The organism is Prosthecobacter sp. Pr1 (assembly GCF_057652315.1).
On the sequence record NZ_JBYFBS010000017.1, the window covers coordinates 39,002 to 51,447 of the forward strand.

The 12,446-nt window shown below is 59.8% G+C and carries 10 protein-coding genes and 1 other RNA gene; 5 read left to right on the top strand and 6 right to left on the bottom strand.

Translation table 11 applies throughout. The annotated features are described in order from the left end of the window. Nucleotides 1-4 precede the first annotated feature (4 nt). A complete protein-coding gene (locus tag AC24GY_RS22400; protein ID WP_487687428.1) occupies nt 5-1,639 on the bottom strand; it encodes an RNA polymerase sigma factor in 1,635 nt (544 codons plus the stop codon). Nucleotides 1,640-1,784: 145 nt separating this feature from the next. Between AC24GY_RS22400 and AC24GY_RS22405 the strand changes: the two genes are divergently transcribed. Next, nucleotides 1,785-2,390, top strand: a complete 606-nt coding sequence (locus AC24GY_RS22405; protein ID WP_487687430.1) for a hypothetical protein — start codon at nt 1,785-1,787, stop codon at nt 2,388-2,390. Between the two features lie 6 nt (nt 2,391-2,396). Here the strand turns inward: AC24GY_RS22405 and AC24GY_RS22410 are convergent, their stop codons facing one another. Beyond that, a complete protein-coding gene (locus AC24GY_RS22410; RefSeq protein WP_487687432.1) occupies nt 2,397-3,287 on the bottom strand; it encodes an aminoglycoside phosphotransferase family protein in 891 nt (296 codons plus the stop codon). A 19-nt stretch (nt 3,288-3,306) separates the two neighbouring features. Then, on the bottom strand, nt 3,307-3,981 hold the full coding sequence (gene tsaA / locus AC24GY_RS22415) for a tRNA (N6-threonylcarbamoyladenosine(37)-N6)-methyltransferase TrmO (protein WP_487687434.1): 675 nt from the start codon (nt 3,979-3,981) through the stop codon (nt 3,307-3,309). An 86-nt stretch (nt 3,982-4,067) separates the two neighbouring features. Here tsaA and AC24GY_RS22420 point away from each other — a divergent pair, with 86 nt between their 5' ends. From AC24GY_RS22420 to AC24GY_RS22430, 3 genes are all read left to right on the top strand, one after another. Then, on the top strand, nt 4,068-5,390 hold the full coding sequence (locus AC24GY_RS22420) for a hypothetical protein (protein WP_487687437.1): 1,323 nt from the start codon (nt 4,068-4,070) through the stop codon (nt 5,388-5,390). Nucleotides 5,391-5,478: 88 nt separating this feature from the next. Next, nucleotides 5,479-6,267 (top strand): 3-keto-disaccharide hydrolase, encoded by a 789-nt coding sequence (locus AC24GY_RS22425; RefSeq protein WP_487687440.1) that lies wholly within the window; start codon nt 5,479-5,481, stop codon nt 6,265-6,267. Nucleotides 6,268-6,534: 267 nt separating this feature from the next. Next, nucleotides 6,535-9,255, top strand: a complete 2,721-nt coding sequence (locus AC24GY_RS22430; protein WP_487687443.1) for a beta strand repeat-containing protein — start codon at nt 6,535-6,537, stop codon at nt 9,253-9,255. 98 nt (nt 9,256-9,353) lie between these two features. Here the strand turns inward: AC24GY_RS22430 and rnpB are convergent. Beyond that, nucleotides 9,354-9,793, bottom strand: an RNA gene (rnpB, locus tag AC24GY_RS22435) — RNase P RNA component class A. Nucleotides 9,794-9,904: 111 nt separating this feature from the next. Here rnpB and AC24GY_RS22440 point away from each other — a divergent pair. Further along, nucleotides 9,905-10,378: an EF-hand domain-containing protein gene (locus AC24GY_RS22440; RefSeq protein WP_487687445.1), complete on the top strand. Its 474-nt coding sequence runs from the start codon at nt 9,905-9,907 to the stop codon at nt 10,376-10,378. Between the two features lie 13 nt (nt 10,379-10,391). Here AC24GY_RS22440 and AC24GY_RS22445 read toward each other — a convergent pair whose 3' ends face one another. Both AC24GY_RS22445 and AC24GY_RS22450 read right to left on the bottom strand, forming a co-directional pair. Further along, nucleotides 10,392-10,859 (bottom strand): DUF3828 domain-containing protein, encoded by a 468-nt coding sequence (locus AC24GY_RS22445; protein ID WP_487687448.1) that lies wholly within the window; start codon nt 10,857-10,859, stop codon nt 10,392-10,394. 46 nt (nt 10,860-10,905) lie between these two features. After that, the gene (locus tag AC24GY_RS22450; protein WP_487687450.1) at nt 10,906-12,435 is read right to left on the bottom strand and encodes a sulfatase family protein; all 1,530 of its coding nucleotides are present in this window, start codon (nt 12,433-12,435) and stop codon (nt 10,906-10,908) included. Nucleotides 12,436-12,446: the final 11 nt, after the last annotated feature.

Here is a 12,446-nt window from a genome sequence, read left to right on the forward strand (position 1 = left end):
GGTGCTATGCCATGGCAGCCTGGCGCCGCATTTGCCGTGATTTGCGCCAGAGCAACACGAGCGGCAGGAACCAGAAAATATTGAGCAGGACCGCGTATTTCATCGCCTGGCGGGTGAACTGGAAAAACACGCTCTGCTTCATCACCGCCCTGGCAGCAGCATCATTCACATGCTGCGCCACGGCCACATCACCCAGTGCATAATGACGAGCGGCAACCAAGGCGCCCTGCACTGCTTCCCAGCCCACGGCACAGCCGCCGTAAGCATTCCAGCCGAGGGCGCAGCCACCAATGGCCCATACGCCGACTCCGAGGCCACCCCAGCAGGCCACGCCTGTCGCCAATCCGCCCAATGAGACCAGCCCCAATGAACAGGCCCCCAGACTGATGGGCGCAATGGTGCAGGCACCAAAAGCCCCGATCACGCCGAGGGCAAAGTCCCCCACCGCGAACCATGCCTTCACGGGGCGTATAGGCTCACCGCGTTTCCGGCCCAAGCGCAAGTGCACAAGAGGCAGCCCCAGCAGCGTCAACTTGCTGCGATACTCGAGTTCCGGCACGCCCCATTTTCCAATGGACAAACTGGGCGCTTCTTTGACCGCCGCTTCCTGAGATGCCACTCTCCGGTTCTGCCGGAGAGCCCATACCAAACCACCTGAAGAAAACAGCAAACATGCAGCGATCATTCCCGTCAGCAGTGCGACGTATGCGGCAGGATGCTGCAGAGCCAGCCATTTGCCGTTGTATATGAGTACCACCGTGAACGCGCAAAAAAAGAGGATCCCTCCCAGCACAACCAGGAACAATTTCTTGATCATCCGCTGCTCTTCCACGGACCGCGCGCTGTCCATGCTCACCTTGTAGCCGATGCCTGCAGCTACAAAAGCAAGCAGCGGGCTCAGCACTCCGTTCATCAAAAAGACCAGGAAGGTCTTGCCGCTTGCCCCACCTTTGACCAGCGTCACCCCGGCCGTGGCGGCGGAGGCAGATGTGGTGGCCAGTGGCAGCGCCGCGAGCACGCAGCAGGTGAAAGCTGCGGTAGGCATGGTCTGGCGCAGTGAGTTCCCCAGCCTGCGCTCCACGTGCTCCGCCAGCATCGCACGGCCACGCGCCAGACGCTGCTTCACCGCGTCTTCAGACAGCCCCAGAGACTCCGCCACCGCGCCCACGGATTCCTGCTGACGATAATACAGCACCATGGGTTCTCGATAATTCGATGGCAGAGTCTGCAGCGCGCCCCAGAGCATCGCCGTTTCCTGTTCATTGATCGCGCACTCATCGGGCGAAAGCTCGCCTGATGCCGGATGCATCACCTCATCCAGTTCTGCCGCCATCGCTGTGGGTGTACGCTGCTGACGGCGCAGGAAATTATGGATCACATGCCGCGTAATGCCGCAGAGCCAGCCGCGAAGATTGCCTTTCTCTCGCAGATTGCGCAGTTGCTGCCAGGCGGTGATAAAGGTTTCCTGAGCCAGGTCTTCGCTCACGTGCACATTGCCGCAGGCGCTGTAGGCCAGCCCGCAGACGAGCGACTGATGTCGCTCCACGATGCGGCCGAAGGCCTGTGTGTCGCCCAGCAGGCTGAGTTCCACGAGTTGGGTGTCGTCTGTAGTTCCAGGGATGAGTGTTGCAGTATTCATGTCATCCTCCAGTGGTCGCCGCCGCATGCGCGGTGACAAAAAATGTGTGCTTTCCCGCGAAACGTCAAACACAACCCAGCCACCAACCACTCAAGACCGAAACTTGCGCTATCATATCCAGCAGGCCGTGGCAAAAATCTCCCCCATGAAACTCTCCAGCTCTTCTTTCTTAACCGGGCTGCTCACCTGCCTTTTCGGAGCACTCCAGCAGACATCGGCTGAACCGATTCAGGTGAGAGCACAATTTGTGCACGAGGATGGCCGTGCGATTTCTGGCATGACCGTGCGCATGGTCATTGGCAGCGAGAAAGATTCACGCGCTCCGAGTGCGGGAAAAACCCTCACCACCGACAGCGAGGGCCGCGTGAGCTACACCCTCGATGCCCCCATCAAGGAGCGGAAGATTCAAACCGGCTCAGCCTTCTTCCGTTCGGCATCGCAATTGATTGAGGTCGGCATCGAGATGGAATTGCTGGGGCGCCGGGCCTTGTATTGGATTGAACTGGACCTCATCAAAGCCGGCCCATTGATGGGCCAGGCTGCCTACGTAGCAGGTTCCAACGGGCGCTTTGACCAGATGCTCAAGTTCAATGATAAAACGCATAGCTGGTCCTTTCCTGACGATCCCAAAGGCATGCAACTGACCGGCACGGGAGCGAATGTTCTCCAGCATGACATGAAGAAAAACGCCGCAACGGGTCGCTGGGAAATCGATCTGAAAGTGGAAAAGCAGAAGTGGGAGCAGCGCTGAAGCAGTTCAAGCCACGGCCATGCGGGCTCCATCCGTGAATGTCTGGAGCCAGTCGATGCGTCGCTGAAGCCGCGACTGACGCTCCTCGTTTGGATTCGGGTAGAGGATCGGATACCAGGCGGTCATCACAGCCGCGCGGCCGATGAGACTTTGCTGCAAGGCGCAGGCGTCAATGCTCCCTCCAGCCTCGCAATACGCATCACAGATCGCCTGCACCGTGGCGTGGTCTTCTTCCAAAATCTGCGCATTCCAGATGATGGAGGCCACATCCCATTCGATGGGCCCTGCGAAGGTGTCTTCCCAATCGGTCCACAGCAGCCCGCGCGTGGTGTTCATGAGGTTGCCCATGTGAGCATCTCCATGCAGAGCCTGTTGCGGATAGCGGCTGAGAACCTCAATGGAGCGCGTGAGGTGATCCCTCAGCATCTGCTGCGTGGCTGCAGGAAACAGTTCACGATCCTGCAAAATCACGAGGCTTTCCGTGAGGATCGCCAGCTTGGGAAGAGGCATATCAAAGCGGCGCATGATGTCGTGGCATTGGTGCAGCGCGCGGCCGATCTCGCGGGGATCAGGCTCGGCATCCACGCGGGTGACGAACTGCCAAAAATTCATCGGATAGCCCAGATGCTCATGGGGGCCCGGTGGGAGATCAAGGTGCAGGGGAATGACCGGAGCGCCGTTCTCCGTCAGATGCTGGGCGATCGCGTTCTCCCGCGCAAACCACTCCGTGCCCTGCCTTGGCCCGTCCACATCCTGCACCACTCGCGCTACCAGCGTTTCCGTGAGGCGCAGCACCAGCGTGCTTCCATTTTGAAGAATGTCGCAGCGGTCCGGCGTGATGCCATGGGCTATGGCTGTTTCCGTGGCGGCGCGTGTGGGAAGTTCAATGTCAGTCATAAAATGAAAGCGCAAAAATTCAGCCCACCCATTCGCACGATTTCACACACGCCCCTGCGAGCGTCGCTGCCCAGCGTACGCGCCAGCCGGCAATCTCCGTGGCATACTCACGGGCTTCGTCGTCGTGGTAAGCAGGCTGTGGCTGCAGGGCGAGGGATTCGTCAATGATCACACGCACGTCATCCGGTACGCTGCTGTCGCAGTCCCAGCGCACAGGCAGCCGCTGCGGTGCTTCATCCGCGAAACCGCTGCGCGCTTCGGGCAGCGAATCGGCAAAGCGGACATAGGGTTTGATGTCGAGAATGGGCGTACCATCGACGAGATCGACGCCTGAAACAAACAGGCGCGGCGCGGCATCGCCTTCGAGTTCCACGCGATCCAGCTTCACCACGCTGAGGGTCAGCCGGTTTGGCCGAAAGGGTGAGCGCGTGGCAAAGACCCCGCGCCGTTCATTGCCCCCGAGTCGTGGCGGGCGCACGGTAAGAGATGTCGGCTCTTCGGTGACCAGGTGAAACTGCGTGATGAGCCACAGGTGGCTGAACTGCTCAATGCCACGCACCGCCTCCATGCGCCGATAGGCCGGCTCAAACTCCACCACCCCCCAAGCGCTGGGCACCAGCCCGGACTGCCGTGGCACGCCAAACTTGTCGGTGTAGCACGTGCGCAGCGTGGCGATGATGTTCAGTGAAATCATGGGGCGAAGTGAGCGCGTACACACCTGTCCGCATCCATTTTCTTCACCTCTTGCCGAATCTGATGGCCGCCGCATCATTACCACTCATGCTTCCTGCACCTCTGCTGTTCTCCATTCTGCTTCTTTCCACCTCTGTACAGGCGGAACGCATGAGCTGGCTGGAGAATGACCGCATCAAACTGGGGGTGGATCTTGATCATGGCGGTGCCATCACCTTTCTGGCCAGCGTGAAGGACGGTGCCAATGTGATCAACAACTTCGACCTGGGGCGGCAGGTGCAGCTTTCGTTTTACTCAGGCCCGGTGCCCTTTGAAGCGGATGGGCAGAAACCCGCGGAGCACTGGCGGCACATCGGCTGGAACCCGATTCAGACAGGTGACGATTTCAAAAATGCCAGCCGCATTGTGACGCACAAAAACGACGGCAAGCAGATCCACCTCACCTGCGTGCCGCTGCAATGGCCCCTCAACAACGTGCCGGGAGAATGCACCTTCGACTCCTGGCTGGAACTCGACGGCGCGGTGGTGAAGGCACGGGCGCGGCTCACCAACACACGCAGCGACATCACGCAGTACCCTGCACGTTTGCAGGAGCTTCCCGCCGTCTATGCCAATGCCGCATTTCCTCGTGTGGTCAGCTACATGAATGACAAGCCCTTCACCCAGGATGCCGTGTCCGCAGCGCCCGCCCCTCAGGGCAACCATCCGTGGTCTTTCTGGACCGGCACCGAGGGCTGGGCGGCGCTGCTGGATGAGAAAGACTATGGCCTGGGACTCATCACTCCGGGGCGCGTGCACTTCACCGGCGGCTTTGCCGGCAAGCCAGGCCCCAATGACACCCATGGCAACAGCACCGGCTATCTCGCGGGTCAGGCACTGGAAATTCTCGATCACAACATCCTCTATGAATTCCGCTACGAACTCGTGCTGGGCACTGTGCAGGAGATCCGCGCACGCGCAGCCACGCATCGCCCGCAGGGACCTCCCACTTGGAGCTTCACGCAGGATCGCCAGGGCTGGCACTACCAAAACGCCCGCGATACCGGCTGGCCAGTGAAAAACCAACTGCACATACAGCTTGAGCAGGACGATCCGCAGTTCATCAGCCCGCAGACTTTCTGGCAGGCGGCAGATGCACCGTATCTCATCATCGATGCCGCATTTCATACCCAGCAGAAACAGGGCACCGTGATGTGGCAACAGCATGGGACACAGGGCTACTCGTCAGAAAACAAGATCTCCTTTCCCATCATCGCTGATGATGAATTTCACCGCCATGTTATTCCGCTGTCCTCCGTCCCTGCCTATCGCGGCGGCATGCTCCGCCTGCGGATCGATCCAGTGGGCAGCGCTGAAGCGGGCGCATGGATGAATGTGCGCAGCATACGGCTCTCGGCCAAGCCGGAGTGAGTTGCGGACTGGCGATCGACTGCCTTGGTTGAATCATTGTACAAGAGTCGGCTTCTTTCTTCGTTTAGTCGCACACCTCTCCACCACCATGCTCCGCTCCGCCCTCTGCCTCCTGTCACTCGCCATTGTTCTGCCACTTGCGGCTGAGGACAAAGCGCCCTCACCACCGGAAGGCTTTACCCCCATCTTCAATGGCAAAGACCTCAGCGGCTGGAGCGGCAGCGAGAAATACTGGTCCGTCGAAGAAGGCTGCCTTACCGGCGTCGCCGATGGCAAACTGGACTACAACCGCTTCATCACCTGGAAAGACGGCAAGGTGAAAAACTTCGAGCTGCGCGTGAAGGTGAAAGTCACCCCCGGCGGCAACAGCGGCCTGCAGTATCGCGGCCAGGAGCGCCCCGACCTCGGCGAGTGGGTCGTCACGGGTTATCAGTGCGATGTTGTCCCGGCGAAGGACGACTACAACGGCATGCTCTACGAAGAGCGTGGCCGCCGCATCCTCGCTCACACCGGCGAGAAGGTCATCATCGATCCCCAGGGCCAGCCCTGGGTCGTCGGCAAGCTGCCCATCCAGAACTTCCCCGCCGACCAATGGCACGACTACCGCATCCTCGTTGAAGGCAATCACCACCAGCACTGGATCGACGGCGTGCAAACCGTGGACGTCATCGACCTCGACGAAAAAGGTCGCGCCCTTGAAGGCGTCATCGCCGTGCAGGTCCACGTCGGCCCCGCCATGAAGATCCAGTACAAAGACTTCTTCGTGAAGCATCTCCCCGCCGATCTGCCCATTCGGACCGCTGCCGAAGCGATCATCCCCGCAGACGCCGTGAAGGTTGTGCCTCAGGGTGGCAAGCCGAAAAAAGCTGCGAAGTAATCAGTTGCTCACTTCCACACGTTTCCAGCTCCAGACACCTCGGATTGAAGTGCCCCACGGCGCGCCAGTCTCGCACAGGGTATGCCTTTGAAAGCGGTCACTGCGTGTCGGGTTTCTTTGGCTCCCCTCACTTGTGGTGCATGGCACCACATTCCGTTAACTGGGAACTTTAACTGATGCGTTTTTGATTTTTTTAATTCGGAATAAGCCCGTTTCTCATCGCTATGCAGCTGTTGTGTGTCATTAAAAGCCCCCCTTTTTTGCCCCATGTTTTGTGTTCTGACTTCCTGGAGAATCATTCCGGCCCTCATTCTCTTTGCCTTCGTATCACAGACCGCTGCCAGCACTTTGATCTGGGATGGAAACACCAGCACCACAGGACTTCAGGACGGCGGGGGAAACTGGAACAACTCGGACACCAACCGGTGGTACGATGGTTCAAGCTACCAGGTCTGGAGCAACACCACACCGGACAGCGCCACCTTTGGCAATGCCAGCGGCGCGGCGGGCACCATCACGCTCACATCGCCCATTTCCGCCAGCGACCTCACGTTCAATCCCGCAGGCACCGGCACTTACACGATCACAGGTACGGCGCTCAACAAGCTGACACTCACCGGCGATCACACGCCTGTCATTCTGGTCAACCTCGACTCAGCGAGCGCCGCCACCATCACCGCCGTCGTCGCCGGGACTCAGGGACTTACCAAAACGGGTGCTGGCATTCTGGTGCTGGGTGGCACCCTGGCCAATGAATATACCGGTACAACAACCGTTTCCGCAGGCACCCTGAAAATGTCAAAAACAGCCGGCCTGGCAGCCATCAATGGAGATGTCATCATCGACGGCGGCACCCTCCAATGGACTGCGGCCAACCAGATCGCTGACACGGCCAGCGTGACATTGAACACCGGAACGCTTTGGATTGGTGCGCAAACGGAAACCATTCGCAATCTCACCCTGAATGGTGGCACCAACAATGGCGGCACCAGTTCCAACGGCGGCACCTTTACCATCACCGACACTCTCACCGTCACCAGCAACACCAATCTGGGGCTGAACAGCGGCGCCAACTGGTCTGCAAATACAGTCGTTTTCACCGGCAGCGGCACCGCCCTTTCTATGACTGGCAACAACAGCACCGTCATCTCCCAGTTCGTGGTCGGCACTGGCGGACTTTCGATAACGAGTCGAACGATCAGCCTCAACACGGGCAACGCAGGAAACTCCACCGCGAAGGGCAGCAAGATCGTCCTCAACGGCAACGTCACCGCCACAGGTGTGAACACCTTCAATAAAAATGGCACCAATGTCGGTGTGGCGCAGGTGGATCTCGGCAGCGCCACGCGCACCTGGAATGTCACCACGATATTGAGCACGGATGTCACCAACGTCGGTATTGCCATCGTCGGCACAGGCTCTGCCGGGCTGACCAAGACCGGGGGCGGTACACTGCTTTTTTCCGGTGAAGACGCCAACACCTACACCGGCCTCACCACCATCTCGGCCGGCATTCTTCAAGTCGGCAAAAATGCAGGCGTGAATGCGATCGCCGGAGACATCCAGATCAACTCCGGCGGCAAGCTTGCTTACACCACGCTCAATGACCAGCTCGCAGACACCACCTCCATCACGCTCAATGGTGGCACCATCAACTTCAACAACCGTACTGAGACCTTTGCCAACCTCTATCAGATCGCCGCTGGCAGCAATGTGAATCCGGATCAGGGAAATGGTTCCATCGTCACCATCACCGGAACACTTCGAGCCACCGCCGGTAACACCATCGGTCTCAACAGCGGCGGTCGCTGGACTGTTTACAACACCGAGTTTGCCAGCTCCTTCACGGGGACTGCCATCGCGCTGAATGGCAACAGCACCACCAGCATGAACCGCTACACCGCAGGTGTGGCCGGCAACGGTGGCATCAGCCTGACCGGCCAGAACATCAGCCTTGCCAAAGGCACCACAGCCTCGGCCAAAGGCAGTGAACTGGTGCTAGACGGCACGCTCACCGCCAGCGGCACGAACAACATCAACGCGGGCGGTGGCACGATCGGCGTGGCGCAGGTGAATCTTGATGGGGGCCAGCGCGAGTTCAACATCACCAGCGGCACCACCACCAGCAACGCCGCAGTGGTCAGCACCACGGTCACCGTCACGAATGACGATTCCACGCCCACGGCTGGCGGCGTCACCAAGACCGGTGCCGGCACCCTGGTGTTCACGGCGGTGAACACCTACACCGGCGCCACCGTGGTGCAGGCGGGGACGCTGCGCCTTGGCAGTACAGGTTCCATTGATGCCTCTCCCACCATCACCGTCGCCAGCGGTGCCACATTAGATGTGGCCAGCGTCAGCGGCGGCTATGCCGTGAAGTCCGGCCAGACCCTGCAAGGCGGCGGCACCGTTTCCGGAGCCACCACGATCAACAGCGGTGCCACACTCTCCATGGGCACCACCGGCGGCGATGTCACCCAGACTCTGACGGTGACTGGAAATCTCACTCTCGCCTCCGGTTCCACCACCGTGTTTGATCTGGGCACGCCCACCTTCACCAGCACCAACAGCTTTGGCGGCAATGACGTCGGCACCGCCGGCTACAACACTTACATCCAGGGCTTCGCCACCGCCTCCACCGGCGACCACGACCGCCTGATTTCTTCCGGCAGCATCACTCAGGCCGTGGGTGCCGCCATCACCGTCCTGGCCAATGGCATCACTCCGACCTACGGGCAAATCTTCAACTTGGTGGACTGGCAGACCACCTTCAACGCTTCCTCGAATCTTGGCACCAATTACCGCACTGGTGCGGGGGATGGCACATTCGACCTCGACCTTCCGGACATCTCCGCCAGCGGCCTCGTTTGGGACATGAGTTTCTTTGCCTCCAGCGGCATCCTCGTCGTCGTGCCGGAACCCTCCCGCGCGCTCCTCCTTCTCATCGGGCTCGGCCTCGCATCGCTGCGCCGCCGCAGGGCTCGATGATGGAAGCCAGCAATCTGACAGGTTTTGAAACCGCCTGTGCAGCACCGCGCTCCTGTGTCACCAAAGGCGAAGGCGCCGGGATTTCTCCCGACGCCTTCATTGTGGATCGGCCCTCATAAGCCGGATTCTGTGTCCCCGATGCCCTTCGACACCTGGCTGTGATCATTTATCTGTCAGGCTGATCGCTCAGCCTGCCCCCGCTTGCGCAGTGGAGCGACTATTACCCGGAGGTATCCATCCCTTGCGGGACTTGCGGCCAGGCGGGCCTTTCTCCTGTTCTGTCTTGCACCGCATGAGGTTTGTCGTGCCCCCTTCCTCGCGGTTGGGGCGGTGGGCTCTTACCCCGCCGTTTCACCCTTACCCCCTTTCGCTCTTGCGAACTACGGAGGGCGGTTTGTTTTCTGTGATACTGTCTGTGACTGCGGCTTGCACCGCAGCCCCCACACTTTCATGTGGCATGCTGCCCTGTGGTGTCCGGACTTTCCTCTGGCATCTCCGCCTTGCAGCAAAAATACCAGCGATCACTCCGACCGACCCGCCGTGAGAGTAAGGGCTTCAGCGAAAAGGGCAAGCCGGGTGTACGTGGAAAGATGCCGCGAAACTTATTCCCCGGCTCCGGTGTTGAACCGCATGCACCCACCACTGCGCCATGAAAATCCTGCCTTCCTTTCTGCTCGCCCTCACCGTCAGCTTCTCTCTGACCCATGCCGAAGACGCCCCGAAACAACGCCCCGATGCCGCAGGCACCGGCGGCCCGGGCCGCGAGAAGATCAAGGAGATGCTGCTGCAGAAGTTTGACGCCAATAAAAACGGCACGCTCGATCCCGATGAAAAAGCTGCCGCCATGAAAGCCATGCAGGAACGCCGTGGCGGCGGCCCCAAAGGCGGCTCCCCCGGCGAACCCACGAAAGGCGGTGGCCCGATGCAGGCGATGCTTCTGCAAAAATTTGACGCCAACAAGAACGGCGTCCTCGATCCCGACGAAAAAGCTGCCGCCATGAAAGCCATGCAGGAGCGCAAGGGCAAATCAGGCGGGTTCCCCGGTGCTGCTGGCCCCAGCACGGAAAGTGGCAGCAAGTTCCGCCGTCCGCCGGAAGCACCAAAAGAAGGCGACGCCAAATAAGCTGGCAGCGCTCTTACTTCGCAACGCTGTCCTTGAGGAGCTTCAGCAGCGCATAGTCCGCGTACTGGATGTCGCTGATCTTCCATGCGCCGCCCTGCTGCACGCAGTGGAAGGTGATGCGCTTCTGCTCTTCAAAGTTCACAAAGGTCACCAGGACGGTGGCCTTGCCCTCTTCCGTCTTCGCCGGGTGGATCACGAAATTTTTGATCTCCATGTCCTGGGCGTCGTAGAGCGGATCGCCATCAAGCGCGCCGACTTCACCTTTGGAGTCGATGGTGTCCTTCCAGAGGAGATCGCCGAGTTCTTTCGTGAAGTAGTGGTCCACCAGCGCCCGGTCCTTGTCTTGGAAAAACGGTGACGCCTTTTTCTTCTCCGACTTGTAGAGCTCCGCGACCAGCGCGTCTGGCGTCGCCGCCTTGTCAGCAGCATGAAGAGTCAGACCGCAGGAAACAAACAGCAGGAGCAAAGTCAGGAAGCGCATGCGGCTGTTATCGCCGCAAACGCACCAAAGTCGAGTTCATCGTGCCTCACTCGTCTGCGTCCTTCTTGCCCTTCTTCTTCGGCGCTTCAGGCAGCGGCACGCCACGCTGGCGGGCCTCCCACTCCGCGTAGCCTTTCTTGCTGCGGTTGCCGAGGTACTTGTAGGTGTCAAAAATCGCTCCATTGCCCAGCACGCGCGGGTCTTTCTCTTCCTTGAGGGTGGCCTCCAGCTTCGCCCGCAGTTCCTGCTTCTTCGCGGCGAACTCGGGCACGTTGGCCAGGTTCTTCAGACATTCAGGATCTTGGGCAATGTTATAAAGCTCTTCCTCCGGGCGGTAGTTAAACGCGAGATCATAGAAGAACCCCTTATTTTCCACGATCCAGGATTTGGTCGGGCCATCATCGCAGTTGCCGTAGCCGGTTTCCGGATTGCACGCGGGCCAGCGCTCCGGGTGGTAGTTGTGACTGTAGAAAAACTCCGGCGTGCGGATGGCGCGCACAGGATAGCCCCAGTCGTTCGGACGCCCCAGATCATGGCGCTCCTTGCCAGCCAGCATGACTTTGCGGTCTTCCACAAAGCCGCTCTTCTCACTGCGCAGGATGTTCACCAAACTGCTGCCGCTCATCTGCTCATGCTTCGGCAGTCCGGCCAGTTCGAGATAGGTCGGCGCAAGATCGCGCACGTTGATAAAATCTTCGACGACACGCCCCGGCTTGATCCCCTTCCCCCAGCGCATGGCCAGCGGCAGATGATACCCGTCCTCATAGATCTGCCCCTTCACCCGTGGAAACGGCATGCCATGATCCGAAGTCACGATTACCAGCGTGTCCTCCAGCAGACCGGACTGCTCCAGCATCTCAAGCGTCTGTCCGATCTGCTTGTCGCCCCATTCCACCTCGATCGCGTAGTCAGCCAGATCACCACGCACCGTGGCGTTGTCCGGCAGGTAGCCAGGCACCTTCACGTCCTCGAGTTTCTTGCCCAAACGAACACCGGAATCGAGCTCATAAGAGCGGTGCGGTTCCTTGAATCCCATCCAGAAACAGAAGGGTTGCGCTTTGTTTCGCTTATCCAGAAAGGCCGCGAAATTGCGCGGGTAGTCCGTGGTCGTGATGCCCTTCGCCGGCACTTCCTGCTTGAACTCATCAAACGCCGGCCCGGCGGGATTGCGCGTGCGACCTTCCAGTTTGAACTCGCCCGGCCCCCAGCCCTTGCCAGTGAGGCCCACGGTGTAGCCACCTTTTTCCAGCAGGTCGGGATATACGGCAAACTTCGGAGGGAAGATGCCGCCATGACAAACCGCCTCCTCCAGCTGCCAGGAATTACGTCCCGTGAGGATCGTAGCGCGGCACGGACTGCACTTCGGATTGGAGGTGAAGGCGTTCTTAAACAGCACTCCTTCCTTCGCCACGCGGTCAAAGTTCGGCGTCTTCACCCAGTCACAGCCATAGGCGCCAGCATGCTGCCAGCCCCAGTCATCAAAGATGATGAAAAGGATGTTCGGACGCGGCGCATCCGCAGCACGGATGCCGGCAGCGAAGACGAGAGCAGCTAGGACGGCCAGATGGAATTTCATGCGCCGTGAAA

Excerpts from the sequence above, each read along its gene's own strand:
- AC24GY_RS22400 (WP_487687428.1), bottom strand. The coding sequence starts at position 1,639 with ATGAATACTGCAACACTCATCCCTGGAACTACAGACGACACCCAACTC.
- AC24GY_RS22405 (WP_487687430.1), top strand. The coding sequence starts at position 1,785 with ATGAAACTCTCCAGCTCTTCTTTCTTAACCGGGCTGCTCACCTGCCTT.
- AC24GY_RS22410 (WP_487687432.1), bottom strand. The coding sequence starts at position 3,287 with ATGACTGACATTGAACTTCCCACACGCGCCGCCACGGAAACAGCCATA.
- tsaA (WP_487687434.1), bottom strand. The coding sequence starts at position 3,981 with ATGATTTCACTGAACATCATCGCCACGCTGCGCACGTGCTACACCGAC.
- AC24GY_RS22420 (WP_487687437.1), top strand. The coding sequence starts at position 4,068 with ATGCTTCCTGCACCTCTGCTGTTCTCCATTCTGCTTCTTTCCACCTCT.
- AC24GY_RS22425 (WP_487687440.1), top strand. The coding sequence starts at position 5,479 with ATGCTCCGCTCCGCCCTCTGCCTCCTGTCACTCGCCATTGTTCTGCCA.
- AC24GY_RS22430 (WP_487687443.1), top strand. The coding sequence starts at position 6,535 with ATGTTTTGTGTTCTGACTTCCTGGAGAATCATTCCGGCCCTCATTCTC.
- AC24GY_RS22440 (WP_487687445.1), top strand. The coding sequence starts at position 9,905 with ATGAAAATCCTGCCTTCCTTTCTGCTCGCCCTCACCGTCAGCTTCTCT.
- AC24GY_RS22445 (WP_487687448.1), bottom strand. The coding sequence starts at position 10,859 with ATGCGCTTCCTGACTTTGCTCCTGCTGTTTGTTTCCTGCGGTCTGACT.
- AC24GY_RS22450 (WP_487687450.1), bottom strand. The coding sequence starts at position 12,435 with ATGAAATTCCATCTGGCCGTCCTAGCTGCTCTCGTCTTCGCTGCCGGC.